General features: G+C 42.3%; 17 protein-coding genes. 9 read left to right on the top strand and 8 right to left on the bottom strand.

Features of this window, described 5'->3' with window-relative positions; translation table 11 throughout:
• Nucleotides 1–7: 7 nt before the first annotated feature.
• The 6 genes from rodA to purD form a co-directional block, all read right to left on the bottom strand.
• Nucleotides 8–1,351 (bottom strand): rod shape-determining protein RodA, encoded by a 1,344-nt coding sequence (gene rodA, locus VL121_RS17375; RefSeq protein ID WP_325407709.1) that lies wholly within the window; start codon nucleotides 1,349–1,351, stop codon nucleotides 8–10.
• Nucleotides 1,351–3,534, bottom strand: coding sequence for a penicillin-binding protein 2 (gene mrdA / locus VL121_RS17370; RefSeq protein WP_325407706.1), 2,184 nt, complete (start codon nucleotides 3,532–3,534; stop codon nucleotides 1,351–1,353). The genes rodA and mrdA overlap by 1 nt, the downstream gene beginning before the upstream one ends.
• Nucleotides 3,535–3,543: 9 nt before the next feature.
• Nucleotides 3,544–4,074: a rod shape-determining protein MreD gene (gene mreD / locus VL121_RS17365; protein WP_325407704.1), complete on the bottom strand. Its 531-nt coding sequence runs from the start codon at nucleotides 4,072–4,074 to the stop codon at nucleotides 3,544–3,546.
• Nucleotides 4,075–4,077: 3 nt separating this feature from the next.
• Nucleotides 4,078–4,926 (bottom strand): rod shape-determining protein MreC, encoded by an 849-nt coding sequence (gene mreC / locus VL121_RS17360; RefSeq protein ID WP_325407702.1) that lies wholly within the window; start codon nucleotides 4,924–4,926, stop codon nucleotides 4,078–4,080.
• A gap of 83 nt (nucleotides 4,927–5,009) precedes the next feature.
• Nucleotides 5,010–6,035, bottom strand: a complete 1,026-nt coding sequence (locus VL121_RS17355) for a rod shape-determining protein (RefSeq protein WP_152268270.1) — start codon at nucleotides 6,033–6,035, stop codon at nucleotides 5,010–5,012.
• Between the two features lie 213 nt (nucleotides 6,036–6,248).
• Nucleotides 6,249–7,529, bottom strand: coding sequence for a phosphoribosylamine--glycine ligase (purD, locus tag VL121_RS17350; RefSeq protein WP_325407698.1), 1,281 nt, complete (start codon nucleotides 7,527–7,529; stop codon nucleotides 6,249–6,251).
• A 159-nt stretch (nucleotides 7,530–7,688) separates the two neighbouring features.
• Here purD and VL121_RS17345 point away from each other — a divergent pair, with 159 nt between their 5' ends.
• Nucleotides 7,689–9,197 (top strand): peptide MFS transporter, encoded by a 1,509-nt coding sequence (locus tag VL121_RS17345; RefSeq protein ID WP_325407696.1) that lies wholly within the window; start codon nucleotides 7,689–7,691, stop codon nucleotides 9,195–9,197.
• 215 nt (nucleotides 9,198–9,412) lie between these two features.
• Nucleotides 9,413–11,059: a peptide MFS transporter gene (locus tag VL121_RS17340; protein ID WP_325407694.1), complete on the top strand. Its 1,647-nt coding sequence runs from the start codon at nucleotides 9,413–9,415 to the stop codon at nucleotides 11,057–11,059.
• 80 nt (nucleotides 11,060–11,139) lie between these two features.
• Here the strand turns inward: VL121_RS17340 and VL121_RS17335 are convergent, their stop codons facing one another.
• Nucleotides 11,140–11,601 (bottom strand): hypothetical protein, encoded by a 462-nt coding sequence (locus tag VL121_RS17335; RefSeq protein ID WP_325407692.1) that lies wholly within the window; start codon nucleotides 11,599–11,601, stop codon nucleotides 11,140–11,142.
• A 187-nt stretch (nucleotides 11,602–11,788) separates the two neighbouring features.
• Nucleotides 11,789–13,240, bottom strand: a complete 1,452-nt coding sequence (locus VL121_RS17330) for an isocitrate/isopropylmalate family dehydrogenase (RefSeq protein ID WP_325407690.1) — start codon at nucleotides 13,238–13,240, stop codon at nucleotides 11,789–11,791.
• Between the two features lie 155 nt (nucleotides 13,241–13,395).
• On the opposite strand from VL121_RS17330, the gene apaG reads away from it, so the two are divergent.
• The 7 genes from apaG (at nucleotide 13,396) to VL121_RS17295 (ending at nucleotide 19,882) form a co-directional block, all read left to right on the top strand.
• A complete protein-coding gene (gene apaG, locus VL121_RS17325; RefSeq protein WP_325407688.1) occupies nucleotides 13,396–13,782 on the top strand; it encodes a Co2+/Mg2+ efflux protein ApaG in 387 nt (128 codons plus the stop codon).
• Between the two features lie 179 nt (nucleotides 13,783–13,961).
• A complete protein-coding gene (locus VL121_RS17320; RefSeq protein WP_325407687.1) occupies nucleotides 13,962–15,032 on the top strand; it encodes a fatty acid desaturase family protein in 1,071 nt (356 codons plus the stop codon).
• A gap of 122 nt (nucleotides 15,033–15,154) precedes the next feature.
• Nucleotides 15,155–16,006 carry a DNA adenine methylase gene (locus tag VL121_RS17315; RefSeq protein ID WP_325407685.1) on the top strand — a complete coding sequence of 284 codons (852 nt, stop codon included), beginning with the start codon at nucleotides 15,155–15,157 and terminating at the stop codon, nucleotides 16,004–16,006.
• Between the two features lies 1 nt (nucleotide 16,007).
• A complete protein-coding gene (locus VL121_RS17310) occupies nucleotides 16,008–16,358 on the top strand; it encodes a HaeIII family restriction endonuclease (protein WP_325407683.1) in 351 nt (116 codons plus the stop codon).
• Complete coding sequence (locus VL121_RS17305) at nucleotides 16,315–16,965, top strand: HaeIII family restriction endonuclease (RefSeq protein ID WP_325407681.1); 651 nt, start codon at nucleotides 16,315–16,317, stop codon at nucleotides 16,963–16,965. The genes VL121_RS17310 and VL121_RS17305 overlap by 44 nt, the downstream gene beginning before the upstream one ends.
• 141 nt (nucleotides 16,966–17,106) lie before the next feature.
• Complete coding sequence (gene ligA / locus VL121_RS17300) at nucleotides 17,107–19,215, top strand: NAD-dependent DNA ligase LigA (protein ID WP_325407679.1); 2,109 nt, start codon at nucleotides 17,107–17,109, stop codon at nucleotides 19,213–19,215.
• Between the two features lie 103 nt (nucleotides 19,216–19,318).
• Nucleotides 19,319–19,882 carry an NUMOD4 domain-containing protein gene (locus VL121_RS17295; RefSeq protein WP_325407676.1) on the top strand — a complete coding sequence of 188 codons (564 nt, stop codon included), beginning with the start codon at nucleotides 19,319–19,321 and terminating at the stop codon, nucleotides 19,880–19,882.
• Nucleotides 19,883–20,061: the final 179 nt, after the last annotated feature.

Here is a 20,061-nt window from a genome sequence, read left to right as displayed (position 1 = left end):
TTTCAAATTATCTCAGCACCATCTGCCTGTCTTTATCCAGACGAAGTAATATAAATATCATAGCACTAAAAGTTACCAGCGACAACCCTCCATAACTCACAAAAGGAAGTGGGATACCAATTACAGGCGCCAGCCCCATAGTCATGCAAAGATTGATAGCGATGTGAAAGAAAAGCACTGAAGCCACTCCGTAGGCATAACACCGGCTAAATGCGCTTCGCTGCCTTTCGGCGATAGTAATAATCCGGAAGAGAAAAATAATATAAATAGATATGAAAAACATGCTGCCCACAAAGCCAAAACCTTCTCCGATAGTACAGAAAATAAAATCGGTTCTTTGTTCAGGCACAAAAGCATAGCGGGTTTGCGTGCCTTTTAAAAGCCCCTTACCCAACAAACCGCCGCTGCCTATTGCAATTTTACTTTGCTTTACATTATAGTTTCCGGCATCTTTTTTTTGCGTTGTGTTTTTTTCAATATCGGCAAGCGCGGCAGCATCCTTTGGAATATAATCCTTACCGATAGTATCATAAATACGTTTTACCTGGTAAGGTTGCAACACATGATCAAAAATAAAAGGTACGGCAAAACGCTGTATGCTTACACAAATGGCCCATATGGTAATGATCCAGAATAAAACAGATTTGTGACGCTTGATTTGCCTGCGCATAAAATAAGCCGTAAGCAGGGCAATGCCGGTAAGAATAAGTGCCAGTATATTAGGCTCCACCAGTAATGTAGCCACCACCAGTATGGCAAACGAAAAACCGATTACCAGCACAATAGCCGGTAAGCCTTCGCGAAACATCACTAAGAAAAAAGAAAAATATACGAGTGCCAGACCAGTTTCTTTTTGCAAAATAGCCAGCAATGCAGGAGCAACTACAATAGACGCGGCAATTAACTGCGACCGGAGTTTGGTAAAATCCGTTTCAATACGGGAGATGTATTTCGAAAGTGCCAGGTTGGCAAACACAATGCATAGCTGTATAGGCTGTAACTGAAAGGCATTCCCGAATTTAATAATAGATTCGGTTCCTTTAATGTTGGAGTGAAACGGGAAAACGAGCAACAATAAAAAAATACCCGCAGTATACCACAAATTGGCTGTTGCTGTAAAAAATTTGCTGTCGGTTAAAAGTATTACAATGCCTATAAAAAGCGAAAGGATAAAGAACATGGATTGCTTTCCGTAATCGGTTCTGAAAGAAAGGAAGCTATCCACTATATCATCGCCTTCATTGTAGGTAGCTGCAAAAATGCTTACAACACCTATAATACATAATAAAATATAGAGCCACAGCAGCAATCCGTCCACACTCTTTGTTATGCCATTATCATTGGTTCTCATCAGGACGCTTGATTTTTCAGGTATTTATCATCGTTGATCCATATCGTATCTGCCTTACGGGACGGTCTTTTAATATGTATGATCTTGTTATCCGGAAAGGCATGTGATGATGGGGTGTCGGCAGATGTTTGTATATTCCTGCTGTTCACGATTTTTTCGGATGTTTTTACTTTTGCAGGCCGAGTTGCTTTTGCAGGTTTTTTTTCATTGCTGGTATACCCGCGTAAATATCTTTTAATATAACTGCTGTCTTTTCTCAGGTTAAAATAAAAATAAGCTCTGGTAGAGTCTGCTATAAATTGTTTACGCTTGAGATAAGAAGGCATAAGATTCGTATTGGATATTCTTTCCACCTCTTTCATCCGGTCGGTTCTTATGGAATCCGTAAGATACTTTTCCATGAGAAAGGAAGCTATTGGAGCGGCCCAGGTTGAGCCAAACCCGGCATTTTCTACCGCAACGGCTATAGCAATTTTAGGATTCTCCCTTGGAGCAAAGCAAACAAACATGGAGTTGTTAGGCAGTTTAATGCGTTTGCCATCCAGGATAGTATATTTTTCGGACGTACCTGTTTTAGCGCAAATATTAATGCCGGGTATCCGGGCGCTCCTGGCGGTGCCACTTTCCACCACATCCTGCATGCCGGCATGAATGGCTTCGTAATCTGCATCTGATATATGTGTTAATGCGGCATGCTTTTCCCTGAACTTATTCAGCAGGGTATCCTTTGCCGTTTCATTTTCAATTTTTTCCACAAAATGAGGTGTGTAATAATAGCCCTTATTGGCAATAATGCACATGGCATTAGCCAGTTGCACAGGCGTTACCTGCATCTTATCCTGTCCTATGCCAAGCGTAACATTTGTACAGGAATTCCAGTATCCCCTGTAATCTTTATTATATTCTGTTGTATCCGGAATATTGCCCGGCAATTCATTGGGCAGATCTACCCCTAATTTTTGCCCCCAGCCAAATGCGTTCATATAATCTTTCCACCGGGTATACCCTTTTTTTACAGCCCTGTCTTTATTGTTATCTAAGGTAAGTCTGTATATCTGGCTAAAATAAGAGTTACAGGAATTGGCCAGCGCCAGCCGCATATTGGCGGCGTGTCCCGGGTTGTGATGCTCGCATCTTATTACTTTGGCGCAGCCATAATAGGCACCGCTGCATGCTACGCCATAATTAGCGGTAATAACGCCCATATCAAGCGCTACCAGTCCGCCAATAGGTTTAAAGGTAGAGCCCGGTTCATATAAGCCCCTCGTGGCCCTGTTCATAAGCGGCGCCGACACATCTAATGCTAAGCTTGCATATTTTCCCCTACGGGAACTGCCGGTAAGATCATTGGGGTCGAATGAAGGTCCCGAAGCCATGGCAAGAATACCCCCCGTTTGAGGATCAATAGCCACTATGCTGCCCACCTTATTGGTCATTAACTTTTCTGCCAACTGCTGCAATTCAATGTCTAAATAGGTATACAGGTTACGCCCCGCTGCCGCAGCGGTATCATACTTCCCCTTTTCCCAGGAGCCCTGTAAACGGTTCCTGTTATCCTTAATCAGGTTTTGAATACCTCTTTTACCCATCAGCACACTTTCATAATATTGCTCCAGCCCCGATCTGCCTACAAAATCACCCATCTGGTAAAAATAATTGCTCCGCCGGATGATGGCTGTATCCACTTCGCCAATATCGCCCAGTAAATGGGCCCCCGCGTTAAATAAATAATTTCTTATAGGGCGCTCAATGAGTGTAAACCCGGGAAACCGCCAGATGTTTTCCTCTAACCTGGCTTGTAGCTCAAGCGGAAGCAGCCCTTCAAAAACAGAGGGGCGGTAACGCCCGTTTTTAATAATGGCTGTAATGATCCTTTCCCTGAACTCCGTTGTATCTATACTTAACAGGTTACATAAAAAAGAGGTATCTACTTTTTTTACTTCGTAGGGCGTAACCGTAAGATCATAAATGATGGTATTGTTCAGAATCGCTTTATTATTCCTGTCAAAAATAATTCCCCTGTCGGGGTATACTACCTTCCTGTACACGGCATTGTCCAGCGCCAGCAGCTTGTACTTATCAGAAACTACCTGCAGTATGAATAAGCGAACCACAATAATTAAGAATGTGATCCCAAAAATGAGTCGTATAATGGTTTGTCGTGATTGATTAAACGCAGGCATAATAACCCCCTATATATTTGTCCTGAACTTCTGTTTCCTGTAAAATAATATTTCTGTAATCATTATCAATAAAAAGCTAACGCCTGTAGTAGCTATAACCTTGCCTAAGAAGTACCAAAAATTAGCAAACTGCAACCACTCCAGGAAAACAAGGTAGACATTATGGATAAAAGCCAGTACCAACACATAAACGATATACGGGGACCATCCCATGCTGGAAGGCGCCGGGGCAAGATAGTTATAGTCTGAATCTTCCTTCGAAATAAGAATATTAATCATAAAGGGACGCATGTAAGCCATTAATGTGCAGGCGGCAGCATGCAGTCCGGGCGTTTTAGTAAAAAAATCGAGGCAAAGCCCAAACATAAAGCCCACTATGGTTAAGGAAAGCCGCGGTATTTTAAACGGCAGCCACAGTATAAAAAGAAAATAGAGGTAAGGCGTAATGAACTGGTGTAATGGCGGTATTTTATTCAGGATAAACACCTGGAATAAAATAAAAATAACAAAACGGATAATATTTTTCAGCAGCTCGCTCATCTTTTACTCCTGTTTGTGTGTTGCTTTTTCCAAAGCGTCCTGTTCTTCCTTTTGTAAATTTTTTACCGCGTATACAAATTGAACATTAAAAAAATTGGTAGAAGGCTTTAGTTTCAGCACATAAAAATTACTGCCTTCCTGGCTTTCCACATCTACAATTACACCTACCGGTTGGCCCGGGGGAAAAGCAGAATACCTGCCGGTTATAACCGTATCGCCTTTTTGTACAGGAGCCGATTTAGGAATATTCCGGAAAGTAAGCAGTTGCGGGTCGTTACCATCCCATTCCACACTGCCCGTTTCCCCGGTTTTTAATAAACTGGCGCTTACGCGGCTTTGCCGGTGCAGCAGGCTCATTACGGTAGCCATATTTGCGCTTACATTAACAATGGTTCCAATAATCCCGGACGGGCTTACCACTGCCATATCTTTGCTGAGCCCCTGGTTGAAGCCCCTGCTGATTGTTAAATAATTGGTTTGGGAAGTAACGGAGTTATTAATGACCTTGGCGGGGAAATATAAATAACGCCGGTATTGCTCCAGTGAATCTACTTTTATGGAATCTACTACAAATTCAGTGGCTGTATCTGCCGGAAGAAAATCATTTTTTAATAAATTACGCAGTTTCTGATTTTCTTCAATAAGCAGTTCATTGGTTTTTTTGAGCTGAAAATAGTACTCAATGGTATTGTATTGCTTGCTTATTTTACCGGTTACTTCGCCTGCAACACCCATAAATGCCGCTTCATGAAACCTGTTGTATTGAAACAGCATATACAGGGCAACCGCCTGCATTATAATGAAGAAGAGGAAATTAAAATAACGTCTGACAAAAAGAAAAACATTTCGCACTTCGTTGTGTTTTTACAATGCTACCATTTGAATACCGCCAAAATTTTTTGCAGCGGAGGTGTAGAATCAGCAATAGTGGCTATTTATCTCATTACAAAGGGATAGCGTTGATAATTCTTAAGGGCGATGCCCGTTCCTCTTACCACACTCTTTAAAGGATCATCGGCTACATGCACGGGTAACTTAATTTTCTGGCTTAACCTTTTATCTAATCCGCGAAGAAGCGCTCCACCGCCGGTAATATAAATTCCCCTGCGGTAAATATCGGAAGCCAGCTCAGGAGGAGTGGTTTCCAATGCTTTAAGAATAGCTTCTTCAATTTTAAAAATACTTTTATCCAAAGCCTCAGCTACTTCCTGGTAGCTTACCATAATTTGTTTGGGTATACCTGTTACTAAGTCGCGCCCGTTAACCGGAAGGTCGTCCGGCGGATTGTCTAAGTCTTTCATAGCGGCCCCTATCTGTATCTTTATCTGTTCTGCCGTTCTTTCACCAATCAGCAAACTGTGGTAACGGCGCAGCGCTTCCATTATATCGGCTGTAAACTCATCGCCGGCAATACGGATAGACTGGTCGCAAACAATACCTGCCAGGGCAATAACCGTAATACCTGTAGTTCCGCCACCAATATCAACGATCATATTTCCTACCGGCTCTTCTACATCTATACCTATTCCCAGGGCTGCGGCCATGGGCTCATGTAATAAATATACTTCTTTGGCGCCCGCCTGCTCAGAACTGTCTCTTACCGCACGCTTTTCTACCTCTGTAATGCTTGAAGGAATACAAATCATCATCCGCCAGCTTGGTGGAAAAAGGGGCTTCTTGGGGTAAATCATTTTGATCAATTCCCTTATCATTAGTTCTGCTGCGTTAAAATCGGCTATTACACCATCTTTTAAAGGTCGTATGGTGCGTATACTTTCATGGGTTTTTTCATGCATCATCAATGCCTTCTTACCCACCGCAAGTACATTTTTAGGATTGTTCCTGTCTAATGCTATAATAGACGGTTCATTTACTACTATCTCATCGTTATGAATAATAAGGGTATTAGCCGTTCCCAGATCTATAGCAATTTCCTGTGTAAACCAGTTGAAAAGACCCATAATTGATATTGGAGAAATGTGGTTCTAAAATAATGTTTGCAAAGTTGTTGTAAATAATTTGAAATACAACGGCAAAACCTTGATTTTTATTGACTTTGAGGGAAATAATTTTTTTTCATATTTACGGTCATTGCCCGATAATTGCCATTTCCATAACCGTAATGTTGCTCCGTGGCGGCTTATATACATAATTAGCCGCCAGGTAATGCTGGTTTAATAAAATTCATATCCAATATCCGAACGAAAATGCATGCCATCGAACTGAACAATATCAAGGATGGCTCTTGATTTTTCAACCGCTTTTTGCAAAGTATTTCCAAAAGAAGTTACCGCCAGTACTCTTCCGCCATTGGTAACCGTTTTATCTTCTTCCTGTTTGGTACCGGCATGAAATACAAAAGCGTCATCTTCCTGCAGCAAATCCAGCCCGTCAATAGGAAGGCCTTTTTCATATTCACCGGGGTATCCCCCGCTTACCGCTACTATCGTTACGGTATGCCTGCTGTCTGTTTCCAGCTTTATTTCGTGCAACCGCTGCCCGGCTGTTGCTTCAAATAAGGCTACAAGGTCATTTTTTAACCTGGGCAGTACAGCCTCTGTTTCGGGGTCGCCCATACGGCAATTATATTCAATTACATAAGGCTCATCTCCTACCTTTATTATTCCAAAAAAGATAAACCCGGCATATTCAATCTGCTCTTTTTTTAGTCCGCTGATCGTAGGATCAATGATGGTGCTGATTACTTTTTGCATAAAAGTTTCATCCGCAAAAGGAACCGGGCTAATAGCGCCCATGCCACCGGTGTTAAGTCCTTTATCTCCTTCGCCAATACGTTTGTAATCTTTAGCTTCCGGCAGCAGCACGTAATTCTCTCCATCGGTTAATACAAATACGCTTAATTCTATCCCTGAAAGAAAGTCTTCTACCACTACTTTTTTACTGGCATCGCCAAATTTAGCCTGCTGTATCATCAGCTCAAATTCCGCCATCGCTTCCACGTGATTCTGGCAAATGATCACTCCCTTACCTGCTGCCAGCCCGTCTGCTTTCAGCACAATAGGCGTGGCATGCGATTGCAGGTAGCTAATGCCCTCTTCATAATTGCCCGCGTCAAATTCTTTATACGCGGCGGTAGGAATGCCATGCCGCTGCATAAATGCTTTGGCAAAAGCCTTACTACCTTCTAAATTGGCGCCGGCTTTTGAGGGTCCTATTACCGGGATATGCTGAATAGCAGGATCCTCTTTAAAGTAATCATAAATGCCTTTCACTAAAGGCTCTTCGGGCCCTACTACCACCATTCCAATACTATGCTCAACACAACATTGTTTGATTCCGTTGAAATCAGTAACCGCCAGTTCCACATTGGTTCCGCACAGGCTGGTACCTGCATTGCCGGGGGCAATAAATAATTGGGTACACCGGTTGCTTTGGCTGAGTTTCCAGGCAAAAGCGTGTTCGCGTCCGCCCGAGCCTAATAGTAAAATATTCATATCAGTAAACTTATAATAAAGAGTTGCGAAAATAGAACGATAGTGATTTAAAACTTTATTTTTTTTATAAACGGAGCGGTATTAAGTAATAGCTGTCTCAAAATATGCATTATATTGGGCTGCAGACCGGAAACATTCATCCACAAAAATCATCGCTGAATGAACCAAACAGCTACAAAAGGGCATTCCAAAGGATTATACGTTTTGTTTGCTACCGAAATGTGGGAGCGGTTTAATTATTATGGCATGAGGGCCATCTTAGTACTGTTTATGACTAAAGCCCTCCTTTTTGATAAAGCGTTTGCTTCCAACCTGTATGGAAGTTACACGAGCCTTGTTTATTTAACGCCCTTACTGGGCGGCTATATTGCCGACCGTTACTGGGGCAACAGGATGTCTATTATTGCAGGCGGATTAGTAATGGCTGCCGGTGAGTTTATATTGTTTTTTTGTGGTCATTTATATGAAAGCTCTCCCCAGCTTTCGGCTTTCCTGTTTTTTTCGGGGCTTGGCTTCATGATAGCCGGTAATGGCTTTTTCAAACCTAATATTTCTTCTCTTGTAGGGCAATTATATCCTAAAGGAGACAGAAGGATTGACGCAGCCTATACTATTTTTTACATGGGTATTAATGTAGGCGGGGCTATTGGACCCTTTATATGTGGCCTGGTAGGCGATACGGGAAATCCTGCAGACTTTAAATGGGCATTCCTGGTTGCGGGTATTGGTATGCTTTTGAGTGTACTTGTTCAAAAATTATTTCATCACAAATATGTATTGAATCCTGAGGGCAAAGTGCTGGGACTGGTGCCGAAAGAATCGCCCAAAATTGCCACTAAACCCTTTGTTGTTGTGGGAGGATTGGTTTTAATGTCTTTTTTAATGATCGGCCTGCTTTATGTAGATGCCAGGGTGGTCAGCTATCTTACCTATTTACTTATTGCCGCCGTATTGTTTATTGCGTTTGTTATTTTTTCCGACAAAGCGTTAAACGGTATTGAAAAGCAGCGTATAGGCGTAATTTTTATTACCGCCTTCTTTGTTATCTTTTTTTGGAGTGCATTTGAACAGGCCGGCGCCTCCCTTACTTTTTTTGCGGAGGAACAAACACAAAGGGATATGGGCTTTTTTGTAATTCCGGCCAGTTTTTTTCAATCGCTCAATTCTATTTTTGTAATTGCATTTGCCCCGCTGTTTGCATGGCTATGGCTCAGGCTTGGTAAAAGAGACCCCGGTTCGCCTACTAAAATGGCCATAGGATTAGCATTACTGGCGCTGGGCTATTTATGGATAGCTTTTGGGGTAAAAAATGTGCAGCCCGGCATTAAAGTAAGTATGATATGGCTTACAGGCATGTATTTGTTACATACCTGGGGCGAATTGTGCCTGTCGCCCATAGGCTTGTCGTTAGTTAATAAATTAGCTCCTTTCAAATTTGCTTCTTTATTAATGGCAGTATGGTTTTTGGCCAATGCCGCTGCCAATAAGCTTGCAGGAGTACTAAGCGCCCTCTATCCCGAAGCCGGAAAAACCACTTCTTTTTTAGGCTACCAAATGCACGATATGCACGACTTTTTTATGTTGTTTGTATTTATGGCAGGTATTGCATCTCTGCTATTATTTTTTCTCACTAAAAGATTGCAATATATGATGCACCAGGATCAATAATTAAGCCCTTTTTTTTCACGCAATACTATATATTAAGTCAAACAAATAATATCTGTATTTTATGGTGAAAAGTGAGAGCCCGCCTGGCGGGCCATTCGGACGGGGAGAAAGGTGAAGGAGGTGTTTCACTTCTCACGCCAGCCTGCTGCCTGTCGGGTAGGCAGAGCTGGCAGGTTTCTCGTTTAGCGCAGCACTATAAACTTCAACACTGGCATATGTGGAAAAATCATCCCAAAGCACTCCCTTTTTTATTTTTTTCGGAAATGTGGGAGCGGTTTGGCTATTACCTGATGATCGGCATTTTTACCTTATATCTTAAGGATGTAAAAACCGGTTACGGCATGACGGAAGCCGAATCGGCCGATTTATACGGAACTTTTATAGCCCTTGTATTTTTTACGCCATTCCTAGGCGGATTAATAGCCGACCGCTACCTGGGCTACAGGAAATCTATTATCATTGGTGGCTTAATGATGGGCGTGGGCTACTGCCTGATGGCTGTTCATGATATAACAACGCTGTATATTTCCATGACCCTGGTAATTGCGGGTAATGGTTTTTTTAAGCCCAATATCTCTACGCTTCTTGGAAATGTATATTCCACCCCGGTCTATAAAGCACAGAAGGATGAAGGCTACAACATCTTTTATATGGGCATCAACATAGGCGCGTTTATCTGTAATTTTTTTGGAGCGGCACTTTATGTTATGATGGGATGGAGTTATGCTTTTATTGCAGCCGGTATAGGTATGTTTATTGGCGTGCTTGTATTTTTAACGGGCACAAAACATTATACCGCTTTTGATATTAAAAAAAGTGCGCAGCCAACCGATATGCCGTTCACCCGGATCGTTCTGCTTATCCTCTTGCCATCCGTTATTTTCGGCGCGGCAGGGTGGCTACTGCCCGGATTAATGTGGAACACCGCTTTATTCGGCTCATCTTCTACCGATGCATTTATTTTTGCCTGCCTGCCCGTTATTTACTTTTATACCTCATTGTATGCTACAGCGGCAAAAGAAGAGAAGCGGCCCATACTTGCTTTGCTGGCCATATTTGCGGTAGTGATTTTATTTTGGGCGGTATTTAAACAAAACGGCTCCGCATTGAACACCTGGGCCGACCGGTATACCAACCGCGAGGTAAAAGGCGCCCCGGAAAAGGTTTTTGAAACATTAAGGTTTTCACAGCAAATCGCTTATACAAAAGATTCCGTACCCTTATATGATGAACAGTTTCGTTTACAAAAGGAAGATGGAAAGATCATCCGTACTTATGATTACTCCTCCTATTTTAAAAACATAAAACCCGAATCCCTACCCCAACCAGGCAGCAGTATTAGTGTATGGGCCACCAATCTCAGCCAGTCCATGAATCCGGGATGGGTAATTATTTTTACACCGCTGATCCTTGCTTTTTTTACCTGGCTCCGGAAAAGGAACCGGGAACCCTCAACAGCAACAAAAATCACATGGGGGCTTTTTATTTCGGCGCTATCGGCCCTGGTAATGGTTGGCGCGGTGTATGCAAGTAATAACGGAGCAGAAAAGGCCAGTACCTGGTGGCTGATCGCAAGTTATGGCGTGATTACGGTTGGCGAACTGTTTTTAAGTCCGATGGGGTTATCCATTGTATCCAAACTAAGTCCCGCCCGAATAACGGCGTTAATGATGGGAGGATGGTTTCTCTCTACTTCGATAGGTAATAAACTATCGGGCGTGCTGGCAACCATGTGGGATGATTATGATCATAAAGCTAATTATTTCTGGCTCAATTTTGCTTTGTTGATCGCCGCGGCCGCAGCCTGTTTTGCCATGCTTCGCTGGCTGAATACTATTTTAAAGGAAAGAGGCATAAATTAAAACAGGGATATTTCCTATACAAAAAAATAACCGGCATCGTACGATACCGGTTACGCTATACCCTTTTGCTACCTGTTTTTTTATTTAGACATTCTGCTTCGATTTCCACCTCTTTTAAATCCTTCCATCTTTTTCATTTTTTCTGCCCTTCCATCAGCCGTAAGTTTTTCCTTTTGCCGGGTCCTCATCTGGCGCAACTGGTCTTTCTGCTCTTTGGTAAAAACATGATCTGTTTCACCGCGGCGTTTTTTATTCAGCGCCTGCATCTGCGCCTTATAATCTTTTACTGTAATTGTGGCTTCCTGCCTTTTAAGATCGGCTATGCCTGCCCGGTAGTTTTTGTTTATTACCGCTAACTGATCCTGCTGTTCCCGGGTAAGATTTAGTTTTTTATACGCCCCATCGTGCTGCCTTTTATGTTTACCGGTATGGTGGCGGTATACCTTAGTTTCTTTGTTAACCTCTTTGTTGGTTTTTTCCTGTGCATAAACAGCCGGAAAGGCTAATGCAAGTGCCAGTATACCCAGTGCAATCTTTTTCATGTATCAATTGTTTAGTGATACCGGATAGACTCTTCATTCTTTTCAAAGTTTAATCATAAAATGTGCAGCCCGCATAATGCACCGGTTTACAGCGGGAAGCCATAAAAACCTTTAACCTTGTTTAACGTTGGGGGAGGTATGAGGTATGAAGTGTCAGGTATCAGGACCGCTCACTACTCCGCTTTCCTTACTGTCCCTGCGCCAGGCTATACGCTTTTTTATCGCCCCACATATTGAGTAATTCGGATGAGCATATTTTAAAATTGCCGCTCAGGCTCACATAAAGCCCCAGCACATCCTGCTGGGTAAGCGGTTCTTGATCAAGGCTTTCAAACCGTACATTATATAAATTTACCAGGTTCGTGTATACCGAACCGGTAGGCCATACCTGGGTGCCGCGGTTGCTGATGTTTACTAATTTAAATTTAACCCCGGCATGCCGCTGGCATTTAGTAGCAATAGTCATCGGTTGTTCATCACTTTCTATGAACATATCTACGCCCACAATATTTTCATCGCCGGTTTCTTTTGACACCATCATGGCATTTTGCTGCAGTTTAAAAGGAGCGGGCGTGCCGGGTTTATTAGTGATAACGGGTTTTGCGTTAAATTCCGGTTTTTTACCGAGATTGTTTATGATAGCACGGGCAAATTCCGTTGTATTTACAGCAGGCGTGGATTTATCGCCAAAGTCGCCGGTATGTACACCGCTTTCTAAAGTATACAGCAGTGCGTTCTCTATTATCCCCGCGTTCTCTGTTAGGCCCAGGTGCAGCAACATAGATATGCCACTTAATATTAAAGCGGTAGGATTGGCTATGTTTTTGCCCGCAATATCTGGCGCGGTACCATGCACCGCTTCAAAAATGGAGATATGGTCGCCTATATTGGCGGAAGGCGCAAAGCCCAATCCCCCTACCAGTCCTGCACACAGATCCGATACAATATCACCCTGCAAATTAGTAAGCACCAACACGTCAAAAGCATCGGGCTGGGTTACCAATTTCATACAAAGATCATCTACAATAATATCATCCGCTTTCAGCTCGGGATAGGCTTTTGCCACATCATAAAAACACTCCAGGAACAAGCCATCTGTTATTTTCATAATATTGGCTTTATGACCGCAACTCACACGCCTGGCTTTTTTTAGCTTCGCCATTTCAAAAGCATACCTGATCACCTGTTCACTTCCCGGGCGGGTAATAAAGCGGCGGCTCAGCGCCACATCATGGGTAAGCATATGTTCAATGCCGCCGTACGTATCTTCAATATTTTCTCTAACCACCGTAATATCAATGGGTATTCCCGCCTTTGAAAACACGGTATCAACACCATGTAATGTTTGAAATACTCTTTTGTTCGCAAAAGTGTTCCAGGTTTTCCGGGCAGTTACATTAATGCTTTTCACTCCTTTGCCTTTGGGTGTTTCCATTGGTCCTTTAAACAAAAGCCCAAGATTTTCTATGGTTAGCTTAGCTTCCGGCGTCATTCCGTTTGAAAAGCCTTTATCAAAAACCCATTTTCCCATATCCACCAACTCATATTCGAGCGGTACTTTATTGGCTTCAAATATGCTTAAAGTGGCATCCATTATCTCCGGTCCTATTCCATCACCTTTGGCTACGGCAATTTTCATGATTACAAGGATTTAATATTACTATATATGAATCAAAAAATACATCAGATTTTGCTGTAAAGGTAAACCGGATTTGGTTGCATATAGAAAATTCTCATTAATTCCGCAGGCTGTCATTGTTTTTTGCTACTTTTAAGCCAAACTTTGGTAAGGCAATGGCATCAAAAGTAACGGAAGGGGTAACAGTAACGGTTGAAACATTCTACCAGCCGGATTACAGTAATCCCGTAAGCGGTGAGTTTATGTTTGCTTATCGCATTACCCTGCAGAATAATAATGCATATCCTGTAAAGTTGCTGCGACGGCACTGGTATATTTTTGACAGCAATGGCACCCAGCGGGAAGTAGAGGGGGAAGGCGTAGTAGGCGTTCAGCCTCAAATTAATCCCGGCGAACAATACCAGTACGTAAGTGGTTGTAACCTGCGTACGGAAATGGGTAAAATGTATGGCATCTATGTCATGGAAAATATTGCCTCCAAAAAGCAGTTCGATGTTAAGATACCCGTATTTGACATGATCGTTCCGTTTAAGATGAATTAGTATTCTTTTCACCATAAAAGCTGTACCTTTGCCCATCCGCCTGTAAAATCGATATTTAATTATTTAATTGAGCAAGAGGAGAAAAGGTGAGATAGATTTTGAAATTTATTCCCCCAACAAACGTTATTCATTAATTGCACGGTATGCACCTACCATACACAACAGGAAAAACTAAATAAATGTACAAGGTAACTTTCAACAATAAGAACAAAGTGTTCTTTAATGCGCTAAAAGCAAACGTAGATCAATACTTTATTGATAATAATATCGGCAAAACCGGTAACTGGAAATTGTATCTGAAATCGGCTGTACTTATACCGGCCGCCATACTGATTTATCTTTCCCTGTTATTGCTTCCCCTTAACCTGTTTACAGGCATATTGCTGAGCGGCTTATTCGGGTTTACACTCGCCAGCATTGGGTTTAATATTATGCACGATGCCTGCCACGGCAGCTACTCCACACGCAAATGGGTAAATGACCTGTTTGGCTTAAGCATGAACGCGCTGGGAGGCAATGCTTTTTTATGGAAACTGAAACACAATATCGTACATCATACCTATACTAATATTGATGGTATTGATGACGACATCAATAACATGCCCTTTATGCGTGAATGTTCCACACAGCCCTGGAAACCCATTCACCGTTACCAGCAGTTTTATATGTTTTTTCTTTATGGATTTACCTCCCTTTTCCTGTTGTTTATTACAGATTATATAAAATATGTAACCCGCAAAGTATACACCACGCCATTAAAGCCGATGGACCTGCAGGAGCACCTTACTTTCTGGATATCCAAGTTGCTGTATATTGCTATTACCATCGTTATTCCCATAGTGGTATTGGGCTGGCAACCCTGGTTATTAGGCTTTTTGGTGATGCATTTTGTTTTGGGATTAACGCTTGCGGTGGTGTTTCAACTGGCGCATGTGGTAGAAGACGCATCATTTGAAGTGGCAGGCATGGAACCTAAAAAAATTGAAAATGAGTGGGCCATTCACCAGGTAAAAACTACAGCCAATTTTGCGGCAGATAATAAATTCCTTTCATGGCTTGTTGGCGGACTGAACTTCCAGATTGAGCACCACCTGTTTCCCCGCATCAGCCATATACACTACCCCGCCATTAGTAAAATAGTACAGCAAACCTGCCAGCAGTTTGATTTGGAGTACATCTATTATCCTTCACTTGGTGCGGCGGTAGCATCGCATTACCGGTTTATGAAGCACCTGGGGCAAAAGCCGTAAACAATAATACTATTAGTTCTGCAAGATAATACAGGCAAGGGCGACACTTTTGTAAAGTTGTCGCCTTTGCTGTTTATATTTGAATATGGACTTTTCTATATTAGAATAACATTTGGATAGCGATGCGTAGTATAACAACAGGGGAAACAAGTTTGGATACAACCGAGTGTTCAGACAATCAGCCATATAATAATTATAGTAACCGTTCCCTTTTACGCTATCCGGGAGGGAAAACAAGAGGGGTTGATTTTATTACTCAATTTTTCCCAAAGCAGCTCAACAAACTCTTATCGCCCTTTTTCGGTGGCGGTTCTATAGAACTGGCTATAGCGGCAAAAGGAACCAGGGTATATGGTTATGATATTTTTCCTCCGCTTGTAGAATTCTGGCAATGTGTATTTACAAAGCCGCGGGAGTTAGCCGGTGAAGTTGAAAAATACTTTCCCCTTCCCAAACATGATTTTTATGAACTGCAGAAAGCACAAACCCGCTTCAAAACCAAGTTACAAAGAGCCGCGGTATATTATGTATTAAACCGCTCTTCTTTTTCGGGCTCCACTCTTTCGGGGGGCATGTCGCCGGATCATCCCCGGTTTACAGAAACGGCAATTGAGCGGCTCAAAAAATTTTACAACCCTAATATTATCATTAAAAAGGGCGACTTTAAACATGCGCTTGCCGGGCATCCGCATACATTTACCTACCTTGATCCGCCCTATCTTATTGAAAGTTCTTTATATGGTAAGAATGGCGATGCGCATAAAGGTTTTGATCATGCAGGATTGGCTGAGATACTAAAAGAGCGGAAACATTGGATATTATCATATAACGATTGTGAGGTTATAAGAGAAATGTATGCAGGCTTCCATATGCTTATGCCCAACTGGAAATACGGTATGAGCAATGAGAAAACTTCCAAAGAGATTCTGATCTTCAGCAAAGATTTCAAGATTAAAGGACAACCGGTTTATTAGAATGGCTGCACAAACCGAAGCAGGAAAAGCCTTTGAATATGCGTTAGTTAAAAAAACTTATGAGCTTCTTTCACAGTATCACTCAGTTGAATTGAAAGAAGATAACTCTTTACAGGTAGCAAAAAATTGTTTTGACCTATTTGATGCAAAAGAGCAGGAAAAATATTTGCACGCTGCTATAACAGCAATCCAACATATTATAGAGATGGAGCCAAAGTTAGAAAGCCCTTCTTCCGCTTATGATATTTTAACTTTACTAAATCGCCCCGGACAGCGAAGGAATAAAGGGAGACGTTCGAGATGTTCTTTTGCTTCGATCATCTCAAAGCTGGGAAATTGGTATTTCTGCTAAAAATAATCATAAAGCCGTTAAACATTCCCGACTTTCCGACAAGATTGATTTTGGTAAAGAATGGTTGGGTTTAACGTGCAGTGATTCGTATTACAACAAGGTGCTTCCGATATTTCAGGAGTTACGCCAATTAAAAAAACAGCATGAACTTTGGAGGAACCTATCAGGTAAACATACAAGGTTTTATATACCCGTACTTGAAGCCTTCAAGAATGAATTGATACAGCTTGACAGGCAGAACCCGTCAATAGTTCCTGCTAATCTTTTACGTTATTTAATTGGCAATAAAGATTTTTATAAAGTAATTAAGCGATCAGGGAAAACTGAGATTTATGGATTCCACCTTTACAATACGCTAAACAAATCTGCAGAAAAGATTAAACCAAAATTTAAAGTTACGCGCTTAAAACTTCCTACCCGCATTATAGAAATTATTTTAAAACCAAACTCAACAGATACAATTATCCTCACTTGTGATGAGGGCTGGCAAATTTCTTTCCGTATTCATAATGCAAGCAGTAAAATTGAGCCTTCATTAAAATTTGATATTAATTTAATCGGGCAACCGCCCTCTTTATACACACATCATCTGAATTGGGTAGTCTGAAGTATATTATAAAATGCTTTAGTTATTTGCTTTTACATGCTTTTTTTACGAAACATTCTTAGCGGCCCATAATGCCATCGCTTTCAATGCTTGTTCTGCTTATCCTGCTTTGACCTACTTTTACACCAGAAAACATGCGCTATGTATAATAAAGAACAGACACAGCATTTACAACAGCAAACCACCGCTTTTTTAAAGCATACTGATAAGGGGATTCAGGCAGCGCAAATGAATGAACTGCGCAGCCTGCTGCGCTTTCACGAATACCGCTATTATGTGATGAATGACCCGCTTATTGCAGATGCCGAATATGACCGGTTGTATAAAGCGCTGGAAAAAACAGAGCAGGAACACCCGGACCTCATTACAGCAGATTCGCCCACACAGCGGGTATCCAAAGGGCTTATCAAAGATTTCCCCAAAGTACAGCACCTGGTTCCTATGCTGTCGCTCGACAACTCATACAATGCGGCCGACCTGGTTGATTTTGACCGTAAAGCCAGGGAGCTGAGCGGCTTGAGTGAAATGGAATATTGCGTTGAACCCAAGTTTGATGGGGCCAGTATTTCACTGATATATGAAAACGATATGCTGACACGGGGCGCCACCAGGGGCGATGGTGTGGTAGGGGATGACATTACTACCAATATCCGGCAGATCAGATCGGTACCTTTATCGGCAAATTTTTCGGCTTATGGCATACAGCAAATTGAAATACGGGGAGAGGTGCTGATGAATAAAAATCATTTCAAAGCCTATAATGATATGCTGGAAGAAGAAGGTACAGACAGGCTGGCCAATCCGCGTAATGCCGCCGCGGGTTCATTGCGCATTAAAGATCCCAAAGAAGTAAGCCGCAGAAACTTAGAAGCATTCCTGTATCATATAAGTGATGTAAACCTTTTGCCAAAGCATGATGCGCCTTCCGCCTTACAAACCCACAGCGGCTCCTTAAAAATGTTGTGGGAGCTGGGCTTCAGAAGCCCGGAAAAAGAAAAAAAAGTGTTTAAAGGCATAACCGCCGTTATTGAATACTGCGAAGCTTTCGAAAAGCAGCGGGATGAGCTTCCTTATGAAATTGATGGTATGGTTATTAAAGTAAATGAACTATCCATGCAGGAAAGGTTAGGTATGACTACACACCATCCCCGTTGGGCAATAGCCTATAAATTTAAAGCCAGGCAGGGTACCAGCAAGTTGAGAACGGTAGAATTTCAGGTAGGCAGAACAGGCGCCGTTACGCCCGTGGCAAAAATTGATCCTGTGCAGGTGGGCGGAGTTACGGTAGGCAGTATTTCGTTACATAACGAAGAATATATTAAAGAGAAGAACCTTCGGTTGGGCGATACTATTTTAATAGAACGGTCGGGTGATGTAATTCCACAGGTAGTTAAATCCTTTCCGGAGCTCAGAACGGGCGCCGAAACGGTCATTCCTTTTCCGGTATCCTGCCCGGTATGCGGCTATGCCCTGGAGAAGCCGGAAGATGAGGCGGTATGGCGATGCAACAACAGCAATAACTGCCCGGCACAGATTGTAGAAAGGATCATTCATTTCAACAGTAAGGATGCTATGGATATACGGGGGCTGGGAGATGCGATGGTAAGAAAATTCTACGCCCTGGATTACCTCAGGGATATTCCCGGCATTTATCATCTCCCTTTTGATAAAATCCGGGAAATGGAGGGCTTTGGAGAGAAAAGTGTAAGCAACATGCAGGCTGCCGTTGAAGCATCCAAAAAACAACCGCTCCACCGGTTAATATATGGGCTGGGAATACGCTATATAGGCGAAACAACCGCTAAAGTACTGGCGCAGCAGGTTGATCACTTGCTGGATTATACCCGGTATACGGTTGAGCAATTACGGGAGCTGGAAGATGTGGGTCCTAAAGTGGCGGGTAGCGTATACCAGTTTTTTCATAATGAGCAAAACATACAAATGCTGCGTCAGTTGGAAGATATAGGATTACAGCTTAAAAATGAAAAGAAAGAATTGCATACCGGCAGCAACCTGGCAGGGCAAACCTTTCTTTTTACAGGCACACTCCATAAGCTTAAAAGAAGTGAAGCGGAGGCAATAGTGGAGGAAAACGGCGGAGCCATTTTAACCGGTGTAAGCAGTAAGCTGAATTACTTAGTGGTGGGTGAAGACGCGGGCTCCAAGTTTGAAAAGGCAAAGAAGATAGCCACTATAAAAATCATTAGCGAAGAGGCGTTTTTGGGCATGATCAACAGACCGGCTGAATAAGGACTTTACATAGGGTAACCATGGCAGAAAATTTGGGCATAAAAAATAAATATGCGAAGCCATTCTAATGTATTAAATTTATAATGCCTAAAAACATCTCCTCATGATAAAGAAAGTTCCCGGCGAAACATGGAAGCCATTACAGTTTTCCGGATGGAAGCAGCTTCGTAAGCAATACGCTGTTTCTAATTATGGCAAAGTAGCCAGTTATACTGATGATATTTATGCCGATGGGCAGTTGCTCAGCGGGTCACTCACCACGGGATACAGGAGCCTCAACCTGCACCGGCCCAATAACAAAGGCACCCTTTATATTCACCGGGAGATTGCACGTTTATTTTGTAAAAAGCCATCGCCCAAACACCAGTTTGTCATTCATCTTAATTATAATAAAACAGACAACAAATCCGCCAACCTTAAATGGGCCACTTTAAGTGAGGTAAGCCACCACCAGCAAAAAAGCCCGGCTAAGATTGCCTACAAAAAAATTCAGGCTAACCGTTCCTCAGGACTGAAGTTGAATACCAACCAGGTGAGCGCCATTAAAAAAACCATTGCCGACCCCAAGCGTAAACTTACTTATAAGCAACTTGCTGAAAAATACGCGGTAAGTGAAATGACGCTGTACAGAATTAAAAGCGGCGAAAACTGGGGGAGGATAAAGTAGCGGGCCCCGGGCCTCACCTTCTTTCCCGCTATACGCTGTGTTGAGGAACGGTGCTTAATAATAAAGCTAGGCATAGGCGCTTCCATTTCATCTATCGAACAATTTTGAAGAAAAAATTCCGGATCCGAACAGATACAGTATCAAATCTTAAATTTGAAATCTCAAATTATTGATTAAAC

Source organism: Agriterribacter sp., assembly GCF_035497235.1.
GTDB lineage: Bacteria > Bacteroidota > Bacteroidia > Chitinophagales > Chitinophagaceae > Agriterribacter.
Note: the sequence above shows the minus strand (reverse complement) of the source record. Positions and strands in the feature narration are given on the sequence as shown.